General features: G+C 44.3%; 23 protein-coding genes. 8 read left to right on the forward strand and 15 right to left on the reverse strand.

Annotation, left to right across the window (positions count from 1 at the left end):
• The first annotated feature begins 3 nt into the window (after positions 1-3).
• Positions 4-594: a hypothetical protein gene (locus CO230_RS02990; protein ID WP_162989964.1), complete on the forward strand. Its 591-nt coding sequence runs from the start codon at positions 4-6 to the stop codon at positions 592-594.
• A gap of 16 nt (positions 595-610) precedes the next feature.
• On the opposite strand, the gene ygiD is transcribed toward CO230_RS02990, so the two are convergent.
• Together ygiD and CO230_RS03000 are read right to left on the reverse strand one after the other, a co-directional pair.
• On the reverse strand, positions 611-1,438 hold the full coding sequence (gene ygiD, locus CO230_RS02995; RefSeq protein ID WP_122027242.1) for a 4,5-DOPA dioxygenase extradiol: 828 nt from the start codon (positions 1,436-1,438) through the stop codon (positions 611-613).
• A gap of 76 nt (positions 1,439-1,514) precedes the next feature.
• Positions 1,515-2,027, reverse strand: a complete 513-nt coding sequence (locus tag CO230_RS03000) for a YceI family protein (protein WP_122027243.1) — start codon at positions 2,025-2,027, stop codon at positions 1,515-1,517.
• 266 nt (positions 2,028-2,293) lie between these two features.
• On the opposite strand from CO230_RS03000, the gene CO230_RS03005 reads away from it, so the two are divergent.
• Positions 2,294-4,384: a M13 family metallopeptidase gene (locus CO230_RS03005; RefSeq protein WP_122027244.1), complete on the forward strand. Its 2,091-nt coding sequence runs from the start codon at positions 2,294-2,296 to the stop codon at positions 4,382-4,384.
• Between the two features lie 446 nt (positions 4,385-4,830).
• Here the strand turns inward: CO230_RS03005 and CO230_RS03010 are convergent, their stop codons facing one another.
• Positions 4,831-5,322: a DUF3575 domain-containing protein gene (locus CO230_RS03010; protein WP_122027245.1), complete on the reverse strand. Its 492-nt coding sequence runs from the start codon at positions 5,320-5,322 to the stop codon at positions 4,831-4,833.
• Between the two features lie 34 nt (positions 5,323-5,356).
• On the opposite strand from CO230_RS03010, the gene CO230_RS03015 reads away from it, so the two are divergent.
• Complete coding sequence (locus tag CO230_RS03015) at positions 5,357-6,217, forward strand: alpha/beta hydrolase family protein (RefSeq protein ID WP_122027246.1); 861 nt, start codon at positions 5,357-5,359, stop codon at positions 6,215-6,217.
• Between the two features lie 54 nt (positions 6,218-6,271).
• Positions 6,272-7,099, forward strand: a complete 828-nt coding sequence (locus tag CO230_RS03020) for a TerC family protein (protein WP_122027247.1) — start codon at positions 6,272-6,274, stop codon at positions 7,097-7,099.
• 30 nt (positions 7,100-7,129) lie between these two features.
• Here CO230_RS03020 and CO230_RS03025 read toward each other — a convergent pair whose 3' ends face one another.
• The 5 genes from CO230_RS03025 to CO230_RS03045 all read right to left on the reverse strand — a co-directional run bounded on the left by CO230_RS03025 (position 7,130) and on the right by CO230_RS03045 (position 12,362).
• Positions 7,130-7,954 carry a flavin reductase family protein gene (locus CO230_RS03025; RefSeq protein WP_122027248.1) on the reverse strand — a complete coding sequence of 275 codons (825 nt, stop codon included), beginning with the start codon at positions 7,952-7,954 and terminating at the stop codon, positions 7,130-7,132.
• Between the two features lie 14 nt (positions 7,955-7,968).
• On the reverse strand, positions 7,969-9,225 hold the full coding sequence (gene fahA / locus CO230_RS03030; protein WP_122027249.1) for a fumarylacetoacetase: 1,257 nt from the start codon (positions 9,223-9,225) through the stop codon (positions 7,969-7,971).
• A 78-nt stretch (positions 9,226-9,303) separates the two neighbouring features.
• The gene (locus CO230_RS03035) at positions 9,304-9,762 is read right to left on the reverse strand and encodes a hypothetical protein (RefSeq protein WP_122027250.1); all 459 of its coding nucleotides are present in this window, start codon (positions 9,760-9,762) and stop codon (positions 9,304-9,306) included.
• 48 nt (positions 9,763-9,810) lie between these two features.
• Positions 9,811-10,941 carry a 4-hydroxyphenylpyruvate dioxygenase gene (gene hppD, locus CO230_RS03040; protein WP_122027251.1) on the reverse strand — a complete coding sequence of 377 codons (1,131 nt, stop codon included), beginning with the start codon at positions 10,939-10,941 and terminating at the stop codon, positions 9,811-9,813.
• Between the two features lie 143 nt (positions 10,942-11,084).
• Positions 11,085-12,362 (reverse strand): acetyl-CoA hydrolase/transferase family protein, encoded by a 1,278-nt coding sequence (locus tag CO230_RS03045; protein WP_122027252.1) that lies wholly within the window; start codon positions 12,360-12,362, stop codon positions 11,085-11,087.
• 159 nt (positions 12,363-12,521) lie between these two features.
• Here CO230_RS03045 and CO230_RS03050 point away from each other — a divergent pair, with 159 nt between their 5' ends.
• Entirely contained in the window at positions 12,522-12,812 is a 291-nt protein-coding gene (locus tag CO230_RS03050) for a hypothetical protein (RefSeq protein WP_317124758.1), read from the forward strand.
• Positions 12,813-12,891: 79 nt separating this feature from the next.
• Here the strand turns inward: CO230_RS03050 and CO230_RS03055 are convergent, their stop codons facing one another.
• A complete protein-coding gene (locus CO230_RS03055) occupies positions 12,892-14,079 on the reverse strand; it encodes a homogentisate 1,2-dioxygenase (protein ID WP_122027253.1) in 1,188 nt (395 codons plus the stop codon).
• Positions 14,080-14,311: 232 nt separating this feature from the next.
• Here CO230_RS03055 and CO230_RS03060 point away from each other — a divergent pair, with 232 nt between their 5' ends.
• Positions 14,312-16,657, forward strand: coding sequence for a polyribonucleotide nucleotidyltransferase (locus CO230_RS03060; protein ID WP_122027254.1), 2,346 nt, complete (start codon positions 14,312-14,314; stop codon positions 16,655-16,657).
• Between the two features lie 422 nt (positions 16,658-17,079).
• On the opposite strand, the gene CO230_RS03065 is transcribed toward CO230_RS03060, so the two are convergent.
• From CO230_RS03065 to CO230_RS03080, 5 genes are all read right to left on the reverse strand, one after another.
• Positions 17,080-17,601 (reverse strand): transposase, encoded by a 522-nt coding sequence (locus CO230_RS03065; protein ID WP_228438171.1) that lies wholly within the window; start codon positions 17,599-17,601, stop codon positions 17,080-17,082.
• 32 nt (positions 17,602-17,633) lie between these two features.
• Positions 17,634-18,341 (reverse strand): hypothetical protein, encoded by a 708-nt coding sequence (locus CO230_RS03070; protein WP_122027255.1) that lies wholly within the window; start codon positions 18,339-18,341, stop codon positions 17,634-17,636.
• Positions 18,342-18,353: 12 nt separating this feature from the next.
• On the reverse strand, positions 18,354-18,548 hold the full coding sequence (locus tag CO230_RS12160) for a hypothetical protein (protein ID WP_162989965.1): 195 nt from the start codon (positions 18,546-18,548) through the stop codon (positions 18,354-18,356).
• An 83-nt stretch (positions 18,549-18,631) separates the two neighbouring features.
• A complete protein-coding gene (locus tag CO230_RS03075) occupies positions 18,632-18,952 on the reverse strand; it encodes an HNH endonuclease (protein WP_122027256.1) in 321 nt (106 codons plus the stop codon).
• 17 nt (positions 18,953-18,969) lie between these two features.
• On the reverse strand, positions 18,970-19,854 hold the full coding sequence (locus CO230_RS03080) for a restriction endonuclease (protein WP_122027257.1): 885 nt from the start codon (positions 19,852-19,854) through the stop codon (positions 18,970-18,972).
• A 164-nt stretch (positions 19,855-20,018) separates the two neighbouring features.
• On the opposite strand from CO230_RS03080, the gene CO230_RS03085 reads away from it, so the two are divergent.
• The gene (locus CO230_RS03085) at positions 20,019-20,354 is read left to right on the forward strand and encodes a HopJ type III effector protein (protein WP_122027258.1); all 336 of its coding nucleotides are present in this window, start codon (positions 20,019-20,021) and stop codon (positions 20,352-20,354) included.
• 54 nt (positions 20,355-20,408) lie between these two features.
• The gene (locus CO230_RS12530; protein WP_262601872.1) at positions 20,409-20,543 is read left to right on the forward strand and encodes a hypothetical protein; all 135 of its coding nucleotides are present in this window, start codon (positions 20,409-20,411) and stop codon (positions 20,541-20,543) included.
• A gap of 40 nt (positions 20,544-20,583) precedes the next feature.
• Here the strand turns inward: CO230_RS12530 and CO230_RS03090 are convergent, their stop codons facing one another.
• Positions 20,584-21,519: an NAD(P)H-dependent flavin oxidoreductase gene (locus tag CO230_RS03090; RefSeq protein ID WP_122027259.1), complete on the reverse strand. Its 936-nt coding sequence runs from the start codon at positions 21,517-21,519 to the stop codon at positions 20,584-20,586.
• Between the last annotated feature and the right edge of the window lie 19 nt (positions 21,520-21,538).

Consider the following 21,538-nt stretch of genomic DNA (forward strand, 5'->3'; position numbering starts at 1 on the left):
AAAATGAAGAGATATTTACTGCTGCTGTTGTTTGCTTATCAAATAGCTGCGGCCCAGTGTTATGTTGATGGCAGCCCTACTTTATATATCGGTGAAACGCAGGGGTACTCCGTCGAGAATAACAGCGCGCTGTGCCCAGACTGTCACCACTGGTCAGCGGGCAGCCCGACAGTAAGTTTAATAAAACCTTTAAACAAAAAGTCCGTGAAAATCACCGGCGCTTCAGAAGGAACAGCGGTGGTATATGTAAAAATGCAAACCGCCAAAGGCGAAGCACGTTGTAGCAAAAACATCAGTGTTTTGCCGGCAGTTGAAAAAAAGACCGAGGATTGCGACGTAAATTTCAGTGGTTTTTTTGAGAAAAAAGTGACGGACGGTAAACTAACCTTCATTCATGAGGATATAGCAGGCTACCGCTACCGCTGGATGGCTGAGTTTGATAATGATCTTACTGAAATTTCAGAAAATCCTCATCCGGTTTTTAATATCGGCAAAGGGAGGGAGATCCGTAAAATATCTGTTCAGATCCTGGCTGACAGTTGTCTGCGCATATACAGCAAAACGTATGAAGCGGGTTTTTGGACGTATTTTTAATGATCCTCAGGGATAATTAACCGATTCTTACACTCGTCATACTCAAGCTTCCACCGATAACCTCATCATTAAACAGAGATAGGTCATCAGATTTTTCCTTTAAACCAAGGGTATAGATCAGTGGAAGGTAATGGTCGGGCGATGGTACCGCTGCCTGTAAAGCTGCGCCCTGCTTTTCATAATCTATCAAATGCTGAAAATTGCCGTCGAGCAGCCAATTATTGGTCTTTTCGTGTGCCTCATGCGCCCAATCATAACCATAGCCGATGGTATTGATGTTGCGGAAATCCACCATACGAAGATTATGGATAATATTGCCGCTGCCAATAATCAGGATGCCTTTTTCACGTAGTTTATACAGCCTTTTAGCCAGGTCGAAATGATATTGGGGCGGCTTCGTATAATCAATGCTTAGCTGGATTACGGGGATGTCGGCCTGCGGATATAGATGTTTAATCACACTCCATGCGCCATGGTCTAGGCCCCAATTATGGTTTTCCTCAACAGTAACCGGTGCCAACAGTTGTGCGGTTTCACGCGCAAGCCCCGGACTGCCGGGCGCAGGATATTCTACCGCAAAAAGCTCTTCCGGGAAACCATAAAAATCGTGGATGGTACGTGGCATTTCCATGGCTGTTACAAAAGTACCTTTCGTAAACCAATGTGCTGATACGCATAAAATGGCGTTGGGTGTCGGTAAATCGCGGGAGAGGTTTCTGAAGCCTCTCACAAACTCATTTTCCTCAATAGCGTTCATCGGGGAGCCGTGTCCTAAAAATAGTACTGGCATTTTCGGTGTGGCCGAGAAGTGGTCTGAAATATTTTCTAGATCTTTAAGTTTCATCTTTGATATTTTTAAATTGAAAAGTTCACCAGAATACTGTATTCGGGTGAACTTTAAACAAAAAAACTATTAACTATTATGCTTGTTTTACAAACTGAAGTTCACCGGCAATCTTCACCTCATCAGATACCATTACACCGCCTGCTTCCAGCGTTGCGTTCCAGTTAAGGCCAAAGTCGCTTCTTTTGATTTTCCCTTCAAACGAGAAACCGGCCTTGGTCTGTCCCCAAGGATCTACGTTGATGCCACCGAAATCCACATCAAGCACCACTGGCTTAGAAACCCCGTTGATGGTAAGTGTACCGGTTACATCGTTGCTTAGGGAAGTGGCTTTGAAAGTGATTTCTGGGTGAGTTTCCGCGTTGAAGAATTCCGCGGACTTCAAATGTGTGTCGCGGTCTGTATTATTGGTATTGATAGAGTTAGTATCAATTTTTGCGGTTACCTTTACGTTTTTAAAGGTGTCATCCTCACTTTCCAGTTCTATGTTGAAGGTTTTGAATTCGCCTTTTACGTTAGAGATCATCATGTGTCTTACTTTAAAGGTAATTTCACTGTGTGTAGGGTCTAAGTTCCATTTCATTGCCATAATAATATTGTTTTTGGTTAATGATTAAATTTAATACTGCAAAGATAGGTGTTCTGTAAAGCTACCGCATTGATGTAAGGTAATAATTGCCTTATGAAAAATTCTGTTTGGGCTTTTGTAAAAATATTCATAAATTGTGACTTTAATGGCAATTTTATTAAAGTTTAACGCATCCTGTCATTATCCTTCTTGAAATTTTGAATTAATGAAAGTCTTTGTAACGATTTACTAAAAACCTCGACATACCTAAAATAAAAATAATTTACATGAAAAAGATGACGATAGGCGTACTCGCATTCTCAGGACTTGTACTCCTGAACTCTTGCGGTACCATTAACTCCGCAGAAAGCAAAAGCACCGAAACCACTGTACAGACAGAAACCAAAGCAGAACCCATAAAAGAAGAAGGGCTGAATTTGGCTTACATGGATACTTCCGTACGTCCACAAGACGATTTTTTCAGCTATGTGAATGGTAACTGGGTGAAAACCGCAGAAATCCCTTCAGATAAAGCATCATGGGGAAGTTTCAATGCACTTCGTGAGGATGTGGATGTGGCGTCACTAGAAATCCTCAACAAAATTTTGGGCGAAACTTATCCGGCCGGTTCGGAAGGGCAAAAAATCCAGGCGCTTTACGGCACATTCATGAACTGGGAGAAACGAAATGCTGACGGCATCAACCCGATAAAGGCTGACCTTGCCAAAATCGACCAAGTAAAAACCATTGCCGACCTTCAGAAATATCTCATTGAAGCAACCAAAACTGGCGACAATCCGTTGTATGCATGGCGTGTAGGTCCGGATTTGAAAAATTCCAACATGAACGCGGTTTATTTCGGTGGGCCGAGCCTTGGCCTTGGCAGAGATTACTATCAGAAACAGAACGATGCCAATACCAAAACCCTCGAGGAATATAAAAATTATGTAGCACAACTGTTCACAGTTCTTGGATATAAAAACCCAGACCAGACCGCACAGCAGGTAGTCGCTTTTGAAAAGCAACTGGCCGCCAACCTACTCACCAATGAGCAGAACCGCGATGCCAACCTGCGTTATAATCCTAAAACAGTAGCTGAACTGAAAACTTTGGTAAAGAACGTAGATCTACAGAACTATCTGAACAAGGCAGGGGTAAATACCGATAAAGTGATCGTAAGCGAAATTAAGTATCTTCAGACGATGGATACATGGATGAATGCACGCACGCTTCCTCTCATTAAAGATTACATGAAAGCACGTTTGGTATCCGGCAACGCCACAAGTTTAGACCAGCGTTTGGATGATATCAACTTCAACTTTTACTCCAAATATCTGCAAGGACAGAAAGAACAGCGTGCGATGGATAAGCGCGGACTGGGCGTGATCAACGGGACTTTAGGTGAAGCCTTCGGTAAACTGTACGTGGAAAAATATTTCCCGGCCGGCGCAAAGGAACAGATGGAAACCTACATCAGCTACCTGAAAAAAGCCTTCCAGCATCACATTGCGAACCTCGACTGGATGTCTGATGAGACCAAAGTGAAAGCACAGGATAAACTCTCGAAATTCAGTGTGAAAATTGCCTATCCCGACACTTGGAAGGATTACTCTAAATTAACCCTCGTCGCGCCAGAGCAGGGCGGAACGTATTATGCAAACTTGCAAAACGTCTCGAAATGGCAGTATGAGAAAAACCTCGATAAAGTAGGTAAACCGGTAGATAAAACAGAGTGGGGAATGGCTCCGCAGACCGTAAACGCGTATTACAGCGGTTCCAATAACGAAATCGTGTTCCCGGCAGCCATCCTTCAGCCGCCGTTCTTCAATTTCAAAGCAGATCCTGCTGTGAATTTCGGTGGAATCGGTGCTGTAATCGGCCACGAAATATCCCACGGATTTGATGATTCGGGCTCTCGCTTTGATGGGGACGGAAACCTAAACAACTGGTGGACAGATGCTGACCGCAAGAACTTCGACCTGAAAGTAGGCAAACTGGCAGATCAGTACAGCCAATACGAACCTGTGAAAGGCAGTTTCATCAACGGGAAATTCACCAGTGGTGAAAACATCGGCGATCTTGGTGGTGTAGCTGTAGCCTACACAGCCCTCCAAATGTATCTTAAAGATCATGGGAATCCAGGCCCAATCAGTGGCTTTACACAAGACCAACGATTCTTTATGAGTTGGGCAACTGTATGGAGAACCAAATCTACCGAGCAGTACATGGTGAATCAGGTGAAGACAGATCCGCACTCTCCAGGCTATTTCCGTGCATTCGGGCCGTTGGTAAATCAAGATTCGTTCTACAAGGCTTTCGATGTGAAACCGGGCGATAAGCTTTACAAAGCACCGGAAGAAAGAATCAAGATCTGGTAGCAAATTCCAAATCACTCAGTTTTTTTACTGGGTGATTTTTTTTGGGCGTGTCCCTCGCAGCCGCCTTGGCCGCCGCCCGGGCCGCGCTTTCCGCTCTATCCTCTGCCTGCTGCCGCAGGCAGAGGGATGCCGCTGCAATCGCTCACGCGGTGCCGTGCCAGATTACAAGCCCCGATCAGTGAACTCAGCAATCTTGAAGCCTGCCGCGCACAGCCTTGACAAGGTTTAACGGATTCCGGAGGAATCCTATCTGTGTAGAACAATGATCTGATATTTCCAGGCGCGCTCCGTAGGAGCGCTATCAATCAGCTATAGCAAGCAAAATAGCGTTCCTACGGAACGCCCTTATTTAACATCACAAGAAACTCTGCACCACCTTGTCAAGGTTCCAAACTTTTACAAGGTTAGACAGGCAAGACCAAACTAAAAAAAACTACGAAAAAAAATCAAAACCGATAACCCAAACTCAGCCCCGCGTCACCCAGTATCGGTAACAAAGCTTCCGGATGTATCAGATCTACACCCAAATCGCCGTATACATCTACCGAAAACCTGTCCCGGATCATGAATTTATACCCAAGACCTGCCAAAATGCCCGCTTCCTCGTACATGCCTACACGGTGTCTCACGTTCGGGTCCGAAGGCGGAAAATATTCATCCCGATTATAGATCGCCGAAAGTTGCAGATACAGTTTACTGAAATTCTGTCTTTTCAGCGGATAATACCTTCCGAAACCTTTCAGGAACAGACGGTTTTGTGTGTCATCAGACAATTTTACTAATCCCGTTCCGGCATGTACACCGGCTGAAAAGTGGTGTGCAATCCTGTATTCGTAACTTACGTCAACTATTTTCAGCAAATTTATTTTCGCTTCATTATTTTGCGCGATTATTGCAGAGGAGCAGAAGACAAAAAGGAAAGCGTAAATCTTCATCATTTTTTTATTTGGGTTAAATTTAATTTAAATTTCAATGCAAAGACTGAAAACCAATATCACAATTGAGCGTAATATTCTTATAGAAAATCCTGTAACCCGAAATTTTCTGGCAGACGCTTTCTATCCCGAGTCTTCTGAAAACTTACCGCTCATCATTTTTGCTCACGGTTACAAAGGCTACAAAGATTGGGGTGCTTGGGACCTTATGGCCGAAAAGTTCGCCGAAGCAGGCTTCTTCTTTGTGAAATTCAATTTTTCACATAACGGAACTACTGTAGAACAACCTACCGAGTTTGCTGATTTAGATGCTTTCGGAAATAATAATTTCAGCAAAGAAATGCTTGATTACGATGAGGTCCTGAACTGCTTCAGTACGCGCCCAAACATCAATTCCGAAAAAATAGTATTGATTGGCCATAGTCGCGGCGCCGGAATTTCAGTGATAAAAGCTTTTGAGGATGATCGGGTGAAAACTTTGATCTCATTAGCGGGTGTGAGTCATTTTGGATACCGTTTCCCGAGCGGTGAACGGTTGGATAAGTGGCGCGAAACCGGAGTGATGTACTCTGAAAATGCCCGTACAAAGCAGCAAATGCCGCATTATTACCAGTTCTATGAAGATTATAAAGCGAATGAAAATCGGTTTTCTGTACAATATGCGGCGCAACATCTTGAAAAACCATTTCTGATTGTGCAGGGAACTGAGGATGACGCCGTAAAGGATAAGGAAGCTTACTTACTGCATGAATGGTGTAAGAGTTCAGAACTGCGGCTGATAGAAGGTGCGAATCATACCTTCGGTGCGAAAGAACCTTGGGTAGAGACTGATCTGCCTGCCGACCTAGAGGCTACGGTAGAGATGTGTATTGATTTTCTACGGCAAGAAGTCATGTAATATGATGCTTCATTCATAAAAAAAACTATTTTTCACCTTATAAAAATTTTACCTATGGATCTATTTACCGGTATCGACTGGCCCAATTTTACAGACCCGCAAATCTGGGTTAGCTTGCTGACACTTACCTTCCTTGAAATTGTATTGGGTGTGGATAATATTATCTTCATCTCCATCATTTCAGACAAATTGCCTAAAGAAAAACAACGTTTTGCGCGTAATTTAGGCTTGGCTTTCGCTATGATCTTCCGTGTGATTCTGCTACTGATGATCAATTGGATCATCTCTCTGAAAGATCCTGTCCTCACACTCAGTTGGTTTAATGAACCGGGTACCGATGCGCCGCTGGCTCTTAGCTGGAAAGATATCATACTGTTGGTAGGTGGAGTTTTCCTTATTGGTAAAAGTACCTTCGAGATTCATGGGAAAATGCAGCCACATCAGGAATCCCATAAACCGAAATCCTCCGCATCAACACTGATGACGATGGTCATTTTACAGATTATATTGATTGATATGGTATTTTCGCTTGATTCGATCCTTACTGCAGTAGGTCTGGTAGATAATGTGATGCTGATGATAATTGCTGTAGTGGTTTCTATTGGTATTATGATGGCGTTTGCCGGGCCAATCTCTGCCATCATTAATAAATACCCAAGCTTACAGATGCTGGCGCTATCATTCCTTGTAGTCATTGGGGTGATGTTGGTGGCCGAAGGTATTCACCAGCACGTGAGCAAGAATATTATCTATTCATGTCTTGCATTTAGTTTGGCAGTGGAAATGCTGAATATACGCTTAAGGAATAATGAACAGAAACGTTACTTAAAACTGAACCCAGACCTTAACAAAGATTTGAGTCTGAAACAGGAAGAAGAATAAAAAGAAGGGAGTGATTTTTCACTCCCTTTTCTATTTAACGGTCAATACTTGCCAGGCAAGTTCGGGTTGGTTGTTTTCAAGATGTTTCTTTGCTGCTGCGTGTGCATTTTCATCACTATGAAACTGCGCCTCGGGTAAGCTTTCTACGTTAGCCAGCATAGCCAAATCGTTCCCCGTAAGTATTTTAGAATGTCTTATTTCCGTGGGCAGACGATCAAAGCCAATGCCTTTCGTCACCAAAGGCTTAGGCACTTCAAATAGGTTATTTTCATCATTCCGGGAATACCAGTTTCCACCGAGGCGCGCTACCAGATCAAGTTTCTTCTGATCAAGAGTCCCTGCTTCATTCAGATATTCTTCGCGGACATGAATTTTAAGTATTTCACAAATCACCAGATTGCCGGCGCCGCCTTCTGTTCCCAGGGGTTTAATTTCGACCACCTTACATTCTAGGTTTACAGGGCATTCGTCAATTAGTTTAGGCTTTACAAGATCAGCGTCTTTCATGGTAAGCCCAGCTTTCAGAAATTCGTTGGTTCCTTTATCATATTCGGTTGAAGCTAAGGAAACCTGCTGAACGATCGGATAATTTACGATACCGATGACTACTTCCGCAACTTCCTGAACGTTTTCCAGCGTGTGTTTCGTGGTATTATCGCGTACTCTTCTTGAGGGGGAAAATACAACTACCGGCGGGTTGGTACTGAACAGGTTGAAAAAACTGAACGGGCTGAGGTTGATGTTTCCCGCCTTGTCTGTTGTGGAAGCTAGTGCAATGGGACGAGGTGCGATGGCGGTTTGCAGCAGCGTTTGCAGTTGTAGGTTGTTTAAGTCTTTGGGGGATATCGTTTTCATGTTGGATGTTTACTTTAAGCATTCTCTTTTGCCGGCAGGATCTTTCCGCTTACTTCGCCGAAACCAACTCTGATTCCGTCTTTCTCAGCGTAACCGCGCATGATCACCGTGTCATTATCTTCAATGAACTTCCGCTCCTGGCCGTCCTTCAGTTTTAATGGTCTCTGGCCACGCCAAGTAAGTTCCAGCATCGATCCGTAAGAATCCGGCGTGCTGCCCGATATAGTTCCGGAGGCATACACATCGCCCACTTCAATATTACAGCCATTGACTGTGTGGTGTGCGAGTTGCTGTGCCATGTTCCAATACATATACTTGAAGTTGCTTTGCGAGATCAGGCATTCTGTTCCATTCTCTGGCTGCAAAAATACTTGTAGATTGATGTCGAAATTGCGGTTCCCATTAAATTTAAGATAATCAAGAACTTCAGGGTCTTGTAGCGGTGAACTTGTTCTGAAAGGTTCCAGCGCCTCCAGTGTAACTACCCATGGCGAGATGGAACTACCGAAATTCTTACCTAAAAATGGTCCGAGTGGAACATATTCCCAACTTTGGATATCGCGTGCGGACCAGTCGTTAAATAAAACCATCCCGAAAATCGCGTCCTCAGCTTCTTCGGTAGAAATGCTTTCCCCCATTTCGGTGTTTTTATTGATGACAAAAGCCATTTCAAGCTCAAAATCGAGCTGTTTGGTAGGCCCGAAGACTGGTTTTTCCGCATCGGCAGGTTTTGTTTGCCCTTTCGGACGGATGATTTCGCTGCCGGAAACTACGATGGATGAAGCGCGGCCGTGATAACCTACCGGCAAGTGCTTCCAGTTAGGTAAAAGCGCGTTCGCTGGATCGCGGAACATCATGCCTACATTGGTCGCGTGTTCGATGCTGCTGTAAAAATCGGTATAGTTCGGGATATGTAGGGGCATCATCATTTTCACCCGGTCAAGATCGAAGAAACAGTCTTCCTTGGTCTTTTCGTCATTGGAAAGTTTAGAATCTTCCAACAGTAGTTCCTGGATTTTGACACGAACCGCATTTGTGACCGGCTTGCCTAGCTCAATGAATTCATTTAAGGTATAGGCTTCAAATATGTTATCGTTCAGGCCTTCTATTTCATCGAAGAAACCATAATCGTAAAGGGTGGCCAGGTCGATCACCAAATCACCGATCCGGGTGCAGCACGCGATATATTCCTGATCGAAAACCGCCACGCCAAAGGGGATGTTATGTATTGAAAAGTCGGACTCCGGGCTGTATGGTACAAATGATTTCATAAGGTGGTTTTTTAAAGAAAAGGTTCAAAGTATAAATTTGCTTTAGACTTTGAACCTTATTTTCGTTTTTAATATTAATTATTTTTTATTTAATGCACTTTCTTCGATCCAGCGTTCTCTGGTGTTAATATCAATGAGGTAAAGGGTTTTCTTCTGCCGTGTCAGCATCAGGGTTTTGGTGAGCGGCAAAGCAATCTTCTGTCCCTCTAGCTTATCGGCTCGAAGTGAGAGCAGGTTGTGCTGTGCACGTACGGCATCCCCGGTAAAGACATTTGAGGTGGTTTGGCCATTTTGCTTGTCATCGAACATTTCTACATAAGTAGCTTCTTTACCACGCAGGATGAGGAAGTTTCTTTCGGTATGGCCATCAAAATCTTTTATCAGGACAAATTTTGCGTTATCCAGATTTACGTCCGCGAGGTTTTGATTAATGCCATGACGCTCCTCCAACCTTTCAAGCACTGCGTTTACGGTACCGTACTGGGCATGAGCGTGATAGGATATGCCGGCCAACAGCAGCAAAAGTATTTTCTTCATGATGTAAATATTTGATGGGCATTAAGCAAAAATATCACCAAGTCTTCTTTAAAGATTCCCGCGGCGTTCCTGTTCTTTCTCTAAAGCCTCGAATAACGCTTTGAAGTTCCCCGCACCGAAGCTTTGTGCACCGTGTCTTTCGATGATCTCGTAGAAAAGTGTTGGGCGGTCTTCCACAGGTTTGGTGAAGATCTGCAGCAGGTAGCCTTCTTCATCACAATCGATAAGGATGCCGAGTTCTGCCAGTTTTTTGATGTCTTCATCGATGTTTCCTACACGGTCTGGCACCATATCATAATACGCATCAGGAGGAGCGGGAAGGAATTCGATGCCGCGCGCCTTAAGTTCCGTCACTGTTTTGATGATGTCTTTGGTAGCTACCGCGATGTGCTGCACGCCTTCACCTTCATAAAAATCAAGATATTCCTCTACCTGAGATTTTTTCTTTCCTTCGGCAGGTTCATTGATTGGGAATTTGGCATAACCATTACCGTTGCTCATCACTTTAGACATCAGCGCGGAATATTCGGTATTGATCTGCTTGTCATCAAAACTTAGGATGTTCACAAATCCCATCACTTTTTCGTACCATTCTACCGTGGGAATCATGCGGTCCCAATCTACGTTTCCTACGCAATGGTCTACATACAGCAGGCCAACTTCGGTTGGATTATAATCGCTTACCCATTTCTGGTAACCCGGCATAAAGTCACCGGAATAATTTTTTCTCTCGATGAACATGTGTACGGTCTCACCATAAGTATAGATTCCGGACATCCGTACTTCGCCATATTCATCAGTCAAAGTAACCGGCTCCTGGTAAGGCCTTGCGCCACGCTTCGTAGTTTCTTCAAAGGCGGAATATGCGTCATCTACCCAAAGTGCCAGAACCTTTACGCCGTCACCATGCTTTTTCTGATGTTCACAGATTGGAGAGTCGGAGCGGAGGCCAGAGGTTAAAACCAAACGTATTTTCCCCTGCTGCACCACATATGACGCTCGGTCGCGAACACCGGTTTCCGGTCCTGCATACGCCACCGACTGGAAGCCGAAGGCTGTTTTGTAAAAATGAGCGGCTTGCTTGGCGTTCCCGACATAAAATTCAATATAATCGGTACCGTTGATCGGCAAGAAGTTTTCTGCCTGTGCAATCTTCTCTGCGAAAGTGAGTGTTGACATTTTTATTGTTTTTTTGATACGCCAAATTACGAAAAATTTGGGTTTGAGGAAAAGTTACATTCTGGTGAGGTCATTTTTTAAGCTAAATTTTAATTTAATATTTAAATGAAAAATCCCGAACTGAGTCGGGATTTGAGTTGGTTTTAAAGACATTTGAATCTTTCAAAAGTCGCTTTCTCCAGCATTTCGCGGTCATCCGGATGTGAAATATCGATCAGCGCTTTGGCTCTTTGTCTTAAACTCTTGCCGTAAAGATAAGCGGTGCCGAATTCGGTTACAACGTAATGAATATGACCTCTGGTCGTCACTACGCCGGCTCCCGGTTTCAGGTACGGTACAATTCGCGGAACGCCTTTTTTGGTCCTTGAAGAAATCGCGATGATGGGTTTTCCGCCTTCTGCAAGTGCAGCGCCACGCATGAAATCCATCTGGCCGCCTATGCCGCTGAACTGATAAGTCCCGATAGAATCTGCGCAAACCTGACCTGTCAGGTCAATCTCGATGGCGGAATTGATCGCGACCATATTTTTGTTCTTCATGATGTTTATCGGATAGTTCACATGTTCCACATCCATGAAGGCGAACGATGGGTTATCATCGATATAGTCGTAAAGTTTTCGGGTACCGAAGGCAAAGCTGGTAATGGTTCGGTTAGAGTGTGTGCCTTTGTATTTATTATTGATGACATCATTGGCCACCAGGTCTACGATGCCGTCACTGATCATCTCGGTGTGGATTCCCAGGTCTTTATGGTTGTGAAGGCACTTCAGCACCGCATCCGGAATGGTTCCGATTCCCATCTGAAGTGTTGCGCGGTCATCGATAAGCTGTGCCACGTTATTTCCGATCAAGAGTTCTTCTTCACCTACTTTTGCGCCGTAATCTACCGTCAGCAGTTCTTCCTCGTGCCACACCATCTTGGTGATCTTGCTGTAATGGATCATCCCGTCACCGTGCGTGCGCGGCATCCGTGGATTCACCTGCGCGATGATGATTTTTGCCGTGTCCACAGCGCTTCTCGCAACATCCACCGAAGTCCCCAAAGTACAGTAACCGTGCTGGTCTGGTGGCGAAACCGTCACCATTGCCACATCAATGGGTAAGATACCTTTCTTGAATAACAGCGGAATTTCGCTCAAAAAAACAGGGACGAAATCTCCCTGGTCTGAATTTACCGCACCGCGAACGGGCGTAGATACGAAAAGTGAATTGATATAGAAACTGTCTTTGTACTGCGGCTTGGCAATTTCGACATTTCCTTGCTGCGTGATGGATACAAATTCTACCCCACGCAGCCGGCTGGCCTGTCTGCCCAGCTCATCGATAAACAGATTCGGCGTACAGGCACTCCCGTGCGAGAAAATCCTGTCGCCGCTTTTAATTAAAGATACCGCTTCCTCAGCGCTTACGTATTGAACCATAGTTAATATTTTCTTTGATTATACACCAAAAATACTTAATTCTGCTCATACCCATAATGAGGAAAGTCATTTTTGAAAAAAATCATAAAAAAATATAAGTCGTATCTAAAAAAATGACTTGCTTTGTCTTACAAAACCTCTTGATATTTAAAATTTTAAATGATGAAAACAATTCAAACTAAAACCGCGATTTATGTGGTGCCCGCACTGCTCTTGCTGCTTCCGCTGATCGCGATGCAGTTTACCACGGAGGTGAACTGGACACGCTCTGACTTCCTTGTCGGTGGTATCTTGGTTTTCGGCACCGCCGGAATTATCCATTTAGTCCTTAATAAAGTCCGCAGCCGACGTAACCGGATTATTCTCAGCCTGGCAATTCTGTTCGTGCTGTGTTTGGTTTGGGCGGAACTGGCTGTCGGAATTTTCGGGACACCGTTTGCCGGCAGCTGATTCCACTTTAATTAATACTAAAAAAAACAAAGCCCCTCCAAATCAATCGGAGCGGCTTTCATTTTTAAATTTAATGATTTTATTCCTGCCAACGGTCTTCAATATGATTGTCTTCCGTATCAAGCCACGAGGTTTTATAAGTCGGATCTTCTACCTTCAGGGCTTCCTCCGTTAATTTCAATGGTCTGAACGGGTCAACCATCACGGCAAATTCTTCGGTGAATTTTTTGCCGATGCTTCTTTCCATCGCGCCCGGATGAGGTCCGTGAACGATGCCGCCCGGATGGAGCGTGAAATCCATCAAATCGATATGGTTGCGGCTCATGAAATCGCCTTCGGTGTAGAACAAGACTTCATCAGAATCGATGTTTGAATGGTTGTACGGTGCCGGAACCGCCAGCGGATGGTAGTCGTACATTCTCGCTACAAACGAGCACACCACGAAATTGTGCGCTTCGAAGGTCTGGTGAATCGGTGGCGGAAGGTGAACGCGGCCTGTTATAGGTTCGAAGTTCTTAATATTGAATTTAAACGGATAAAAATAGCCGTCCCAACCCACCACATCGAACGGATGTGTGGCATACACGAAATCCCAGATCAGGTTTTCTTTTTTCACTTTGATCAAAAAATCGCCTTTTTCGTCCTTTGGTTCAACAAAGCTGGGCATGATGACATCGCGTTCACAGAAAGGTGAGTGTTCCAGCAGCTGCCCGAACTCATTTCGGTACCGCTTCGGTGTATAAATAGGCGAGTGGCTTTCTAAAACGAGGAAAACGTTGTTTTCTGAATAAAGTTCAAGCTGGTAGATGGTGCCGCGCGGAATGATCAGGTAATCGCCGACAGCGAATTCGAGATTCCCGACAAACGTCTTGAGGATTCCGCTGCCTTCGTGTACGAAAAGCATTTCGTCACACTCGGCGTTTTTATAGAAATAATCGGTGGATTTGCGGGGTTTTGCGAGACCCATTTTCAGGTCGTTGTTCAGCATCAGGATCTTGCGGCTGTCGAGAAAATCGTCTTCAGGTGCTACGTCCTTACCTTTGAACATCCTCGGGGTCACGTTTTTCCCGACTGCGATTTTTGGGGTGACGTCTTTTGGTTCACTGATCGACCTGATCTGCGTGGGCCGGTGGATGTGATAAAGCAATGACGAAATGCCGTGGAAACCTTCGGTGCCGAACAGCTGTTCATAGTAGAATTTACCTTCGTCTGATTTAAAAACGGTGTGTCTTTTCTGTGGAATATTCCCCGCGTGGTGGTATCGCATTATCTGAGCTTTTAATTAAAGTAAAAATAAGATTTTTTTGGTTTTGCGGCTATCCTTTATTGATATAGGAATTTCAAGTGTATAAAAGAGGCAAAATAAGCAGCCGGTTTTTAATGAAAAGCCAATGACTCAAATGCATTCCCGACAAAAACCGTATATTTGGCCTCGTAAATTTAAAAAGATTAAATATTAACCGCACTCAATACGGAGTGCAAAGACGAACAGATTTTTTATGAATGCTCCACAAGCAATTATTGAAACAATTCAATTAAAAGATGGGCGAGAAATCACCATCGAAACAGGGAAGCTGGCAAAACAGGCCAACGGATCTGTAGTAGTGACAATGGGCGGCACGATGCTTCTGGCAACCGTGGTAGCCAACAAAGAGGCCAATCCCGGGGTAGATTTCCTGCCACTGACCGTAGATTACAGAGAGAAATTCTATTCCGGAGGTAAGATCCCCGGAAACTTTTTCAGAAGAGAGGCAAGACCATCTGATGAGGAAATCCTTACGATGAGATTGGTAGACCGCGTATTGCGCCCACTTTTCCCGGAGGACTTCCATGCAGAGGTGCAGGTGATGATTTCCCTGATCTCTTATGACAAAGAAGTGATGCCCGAAGCACTGGCTGGTTTAGCCGCTTCAGCAGCGATCGCGATTACCGATATCCCTTTCAACGGCCCAATGTCTGAGGTTACTGTCGCCAGAATCGACGGACAGTTGGTGGTAAACCCAAGCAGAGAAAATTTAGACAGAGCAGATCTTAATATCCTTGTAGGTGCTACCAAAGACTCTATCGTAATGGTAGAAGGTGTGATGGACGAGATCACAGAAGAGGAAATGATCGAAGCCATTAAATTCGCTCACGAAGAGATTAAAGTTCAAGTTGAAGCTCAGGAAAGACTTGCGGAAAGAGTAGGCAAATCTTTACCGAAAAGAGAATACAGCCACGAAACACACGACGAAGAGATTCGTGATAAAGTGTGGAAAGAAACTTTCGATAAAGTATATCAGGTTGCGAAAACACCTTCAGCAAAAGAAGAAAGACACGAAAACTTCAAGGCAGTTCTTGAGGAATTTTTAGCTCAATATTCAGAAGAAGAATTAGAGACAGTGAAGCCATTCGCAAAAATCTACTTTCACGATGTGGAGAAAGAAGCGATGCGCCAGATGATTCTAAACGACAAAATCCGTTTGGATGGCCGTTCACCGGAAACCATCCGTCCGATCTGGTCAGAGATCGATTATTTGCCGGGTGCTCACGGTTCGGCGGTATTTACCAGAGGGGAAACTCAGTCTTTAACAGCCGTAACTTTAGGTTCTGTTAAAGATGCCAACATGGTAGATTCAGTAGCCATCAATTACGACGAGAAATTTTTCCTTCACTATAATTTCCCGCCATTCTCCACAGGTGAGGCTAGACCTTTAAGAGGAACCTCAAGAAGAGAAGTTGGTCACGGAAACCTGGCGCAGCGTGCGCTTTCAAGAATTATTCCTGCAGAAAACCCTTATACCATCCGTATCGTTTCAGATATCCTGGAATCCAACGGTTCATCTTCAATGGCAACGGTTTGCGCCGGAACATTGGCTTTGATGGACGCAGGTGTACAGATTACGAAACCGGTGTCAGGTATCGCCATGGGATTGGTAACTGACCCGGAATCAGGTAAATTCACCGTACTTTCAGATATTTTAGGAGACGAAGATCACCTGGGTGATATGGACTTTAAAGTAACCGGCACGGCAGACGGAATCACGGCTTGCCAGATGGACATCAAAATCCAGGGACTTTCTATGGACATCATGGAAACTGCATTGAAACAAGCGAGAGAAGGCCGTCTTCATATCCTTGGTGAAATGTTAAAAACAATCGATGCGCCTCGCACTGATGTGAAATCACACGCTCCGAAAATGGAAGTACTGGAGATTCCTAAGGAATTCATCGGTGCAGTGATCGGGCCTGGCGGAAAGATCATTCAGCAGATGCAGAAAGATTTTGATACCGTTATCGCCATCGAAGAAATCGGCGAGATCGGTAGAATTGAGATTTCTGGCGTGAGCAGAGAGAACATCAATGCGACCATCGCTGCCATCAACGAAATTACTTTTGTACCTGTGATCGGAGAAGTTTACAACGGTAAAGTGGTGAAAGTAATGGATTTCGGTGCGTTCGTAGCGATTGCGAAAGGTACTGAAGGTCTTCTTCACATCTCCGAAATCGAGTGGGCAAGACTTGACAAAGTTCCTTACAAAGAAGGCGACATGGTGGAAGTGAAATTCATGGGTTACGATGACCGTAAGAAGATGAAACTCTCAAGAAAAGTTTTGTTGGAAAGACCTCCAAGACCGGAACGTAAAGAAGGTGAAGGCGATCAGCGCGAAAACCGCGGCCCAAGAAACGACAGAAGAGATGACCGCAGAGACGGTGGCGATAGAAGACACGGCGGCAACCACCGCGGTGGCAACGACAGACCGCAGCACAGTGGCCGCCAAACCGAGAAACCAGCGGGCGAAGACACCTTCAAGCCACTGAACGAAAGCGAAAATACAGATGATGTGAAGCCGGAAGGATTTTAATTCTGAATGTATATAAATACGGAACCACCTCGATTTGGGGTGGTTTTTTTGTGTCCCTCAACCGCGAATCCGAACACGAATCCGAACACGAAATCGAACACGAATCCCGGAACCCGAATTCGAACCCGTAACCCCGAATTGCATTCGAGGCTATGCACATTCGACTCCTTCGGAGTCACGACATGCCGTCAGTCACGCACCCTCCCCGAACTCCGTAGGAGTTCACTTCGCATAACCCCGCACAAGCGAAGCGCCGTGCGGGTACTACGCGCCCACGTGCGGCCGGACTCCCACTCACACCAACCCCGACTCCATAGGAGTCGAACCTGCATATCCTCGAACGCAGTTCGGGGGTTTAGCGCCCCACGTGCCCGCACTCCAACATCTGACCCACTCCGACTCCGTAGGAGTCGAACATGCAATCAGCTATCCACCCAAAACCATTTGATGTCATCCTCGATTTCCGCTTCCTTCCACAAACGGTGAATTTCTTCCTGGAAAGTTTCGTTTCGGTGGTGAGCCTGTTGATTTTTGATGTAGTTGATCAGCATATCCTTCTCCCGGATGGAGTAGCTGAACGCACAATACTTAATGCCCCAACCGATAAAATCGGGGAAAAGTCCGGACTGTTTCATCCATTTTGAAGAAGCTACTTTAATATCTTTCACCAAACCCGCCAAGGCGACAGACGGATGCAGGTCAAACAGAATATGCACGTGTTCTTCCATCCCGTTGATGCGGTACAGAAGGCAATTTTTGTTTTTTAGAATACCCCAGATGTAGCGGTATAGTTCCGGCGCGTGAGCAAGCGGAATTGTTTTTCCGCTTGATTTGGTGCGGAAAACGAGGTGATACAGAATTCGGGTGTAGGCCATGGTGAAATCTTTAGGTTGTCCGGTTATCGTCACTGAAAGATGCGAGCAATTCTTTTCTTTTACTTTCATCTTGGCTCTCGACTCTCGGCTCTTGGCTCTTCTCACAAAAGATTGCCCTTCCTTTTTACGATAATACCCAGTTTCTCCAATGTCTGGTCGTCGGGGAAAAGCACCTTGGCAAAAGCTACGAGTTGCGTATATTTTGGGTACAGCGAATCCAGTGCGGCATCCCGGATATCCGTCGCTTTCTGCGCTTCGCCGAATTCTTTTTTCTGAGATTCCTTCAGGGAAGAAACTTCCTGCAGCGCCGTTTGCTGCGCGCTGATTGCGGCATCGTCAATATTCACCGAGGCGGCCTTTGTTTTAAAATCTGGATTAGCTAAAATTTGAGAATAAAAATTATTTACCTGCTGGTACCACGCCGCATACGCCTGCTTACGCCCATCATCAATTCCCAGCGTGGTGTTGGCCTGTCGGTCGCCCTTAAAGATGATTTTTGCCAGATTGCGGTGGCGGGTATAGGTAGCGTTAATCGCCTCTTTCTTTTGGTTAAATATATCAGTCGCAGCATACTGCTCGCCATATTCCTGGATTTGTCGCTGGTTAAGTTGTTCCAGATTGGTAATTTCTGTAAGGTAACTATCCAGTTGCGTTTCAGTGATGCCTACAGTGGCCAACCCGGCAAATATTTCAGGCTGCTTGGCATTGGTGAATGCGACTTTCATTTTTGCGATCAGCTGTTCTGCGGAAACATATTGGTTTCTCGGAGATTTACCGCTTTTCGGATTTTTATTTTCAGGATTTTCCATCTTAATTTGTATTTAATTGTAAATATAACAAACAAATAGTGAAATAAACAAATTATCAATTACGGAAATCATTCCGCAATATTGTTTTATCATTTCCTGTAGTTGCGGAACCATTTCTAACACTTGCGGAATGATTTCTAACCGTCGCGGAAGCATTTCCTGCACTTGCGGAAGCATTTCCTGCATGTGCGGAACCGTTTTCTGCACTTGCGGAATGATTTATTAGAGTAGCGGGAGGATTTAGTCACTGAAAAATAACTCTGAAGTGTGGACTTCAGAGAGTGCGGATTTTATTCAATTAGTTTTGGTGGGTTGGTAATAGCTTCTTTAACAACGTTTGCTACGGTTTCTGAAGTAATGTTTTTATTCTTACAGTAATTTCCGTCTAACCATATTGATAAAAGTTTTGCACCTTTACTTGCGTTGCAGGCCATACAACAAAGAGCAATATTATCAGTTCCATTCATTCGGATATCATTGACAATATGTTCCCAAGAAGCTTTTGTTTTCCGGTTGTCATTGGAAAATTCTATACCACAATAGACACAAGTAGAATCTCGTTCTAAAACATACTTTTCAACTTCTATTGGTATGCGCCATCTATTTGCCATAAGTCACCAAATTTATCTTAACCCTCCTCAAAGAAATCCATATCAAGCTCCTTAATCTCATAAGTTGCTTTTATTTGTAAACCAACATTATATTGATGCATCAGGTCCACTAATTTTATTCCATCGATAAGTATTATAGTGTGATGAGCATCACCTGCTTTTTTTATTGCAGCACTATCAAAAGACGAAGTGGTCACAAAAACACCTTTTTGAGTATCTCCACTCATAGCCCCAATAAAATTTCGAATTTCTTTTTCTCTTACTTTATTTTCACAGTATCGCTTGGCTTGAATATAAATCTTATCCAAACCTAATTTGTCTTCATTTATTATTCCGTCAATTCCGCCATCACCAGTTTTAGAGGTTTCAATGAAATCTCCATATCCCATTTTCTTCAATAGAATAAGAATTACTTTTTCGAAATAAAAGGGATCAATTGATTTTAATTTATCAAGTAATTCATCCTTTACTTGTTTTTCAATTTGATCGAAACCTTCATCAATTAAATCCTGTGGTGAAGAGTTAACAATCTTGTTTAGAGTGCGATCTACATTGTTGTTTCCCTCATTATAGAATTCGAAAAAACCACTTGAGTTCTCAATGTCACTTAATGAGAGTGATTTATTAATGTTAGCCAAGCCTTTTGCAGTAATACGAACCATCCCGCGCTTTGGAAATTCTATAAAACCACCTTTTTTCAGATAAGATTTACCCCAGGCAATTCTATTAATAATTAATATTTCGCCGCTCTTCGTTTTTTGTTCTAATTGATCTTGAGATAAGCTGGAATAAAATTTATCAGTTACTAGTTGGTATAATTCACGGGTATTCAATGTTTCTCCATTTTCGAGAATTTTTAGAATTGGTATAAATGTTTCGTGGAACTTTGGTATTTCTATCATCGTGGTGAATTTATGCTATAATCTAGAATCTCTGTTATGAATATTGTTTTAGTACACACTCAAATATAAGCAAGTTTCGTAATAAATAATCAACGCCCTTACGAATGTCATTTTTTTTCTCTTAAAAAATTTCGATCTTTCAGAACTCAATTTAATTAAACGACATGATTTTAACCCAACTAAAAACCTCACCGGAAACCATAGACTTTAAAGAAGTGATCGCCTACATCGACCAACATTACCATTTCACACCCACAAAATTCACGAACGGAAATGTGTTGAATGAAGCGGGCGAAAATAACGGTTCGTGCAAGGTTTTCTCTTTTGCAAAGCTGAAAGGGCTTAACGAAGAGGAAACGCTGGCGCTGTTCGGGGATTTCTACCGGACAGATGTGCTGAAAAATCCTGAGGGTACAGACCACCAGAACATCCGCAACTTTATGCAATCTGGCTGGGACGGAATCGCTTTTGAAGGTGAGGCGCTGGCAGATAAGGGGTAACGGCGCAAGGGTGTTTGGCTTAATTCTTGAAACCTTACCGGAAAATAAATTATTATGAATCCTACACTTTTAAGAAAGGTCCTGATGTGGGTAGCGCCCATCGCTATCGGTTATGTGATGAAAAAATACGAAGCGAAAAGAGCTAAGAAAACTCAGGATAAGGCAATGGCGCAAAACGCGCATGCATAAAAGAAATTCCGTCTCAGTTTTAATGGGACGGAATTTCTTTTTAAATATCGAAGCTTGTGGCTTCGCGGTATTCTTTCAGCAGATTTTCAAAGACTTTTTCTACCGGCAGTATTTCGTCAATTAAAGCCGAAACCTGCCCAATCTCGAGTTCGCCTTCCTCCAGATCACCTTCAAACATTCCGCGTTTTGCGCGCGCACGGCCGAGCGTTTGTTTTAGAGCTTCGGCATCACGGCCTGTTTCATAAAGCTTTTCAAGGTCGTGGAAGAACTTGTTCTTTACGAGTCTTACGGGCGCGAGTTCTTTAAGCGTAAGCTGCGTGTCGCCTTCGTTGAGGGATATGACTTTGTTTTTCCAGTCGGTGTGTGAACTTGCTTCTTCGGTGGCGGCGAAACGCGAACCGATCTGAACGCCGTCGGCACCCAGAATCATCGCGGCTTTCATCTGCGAACCGAGCGCGATGCCGCCCGCGGCGATCAGCGGTTTGGAGATGTGTTTCTTCACGTTGGGGATCAGGCAGAGGGTGGTGGTTTCGTCGCGGCCGTTGTGTCCGCCGGCTTCGAAGCCTTCGGCAACAATAGCGTCAACGCCCGCATCTTCGCATTTGATGGCAAACTTGGTGGAAGATACCACGTGCGCTACTTTGAGGCCTTCTTTCTGAAGGGCTTGGGTGTAGGTCTTTGGGTTTCCGGCGGAAGTGAAAACGATCTTTACGTCTTCTTCAAGGATTATCTTAATTATTTCCTCCAGATTCGGGTATAGCATCGGGATGTTGACGCCAAATGGTTTGTCTGTGGCGGCTTTGCATTTGCGGATGTTCTCGCGCAGGATGTCCGGGTACATGCTGCCGGCACCGATGAGTCCAAGGCCTCCGCTATTGGAAACCGCCGAGGCGAGCCGCCAGCCGGAATGCCAGATCATGCCGCCCTGGATGATGGGGTATTTGATTTCGAAGAGTTGGGTGATGGGATTGGTCATGGGGTAAAGATAAGGAAAA

It is taken from the genome of Chryseobacterium sp. 6424, from assembly GCF_003692615.1.
Classification (GTDB): Bacteria; Bacteroidota; Bacteroidia; order Flavobacteriales; family Weeksellaceae; genus Kaistella.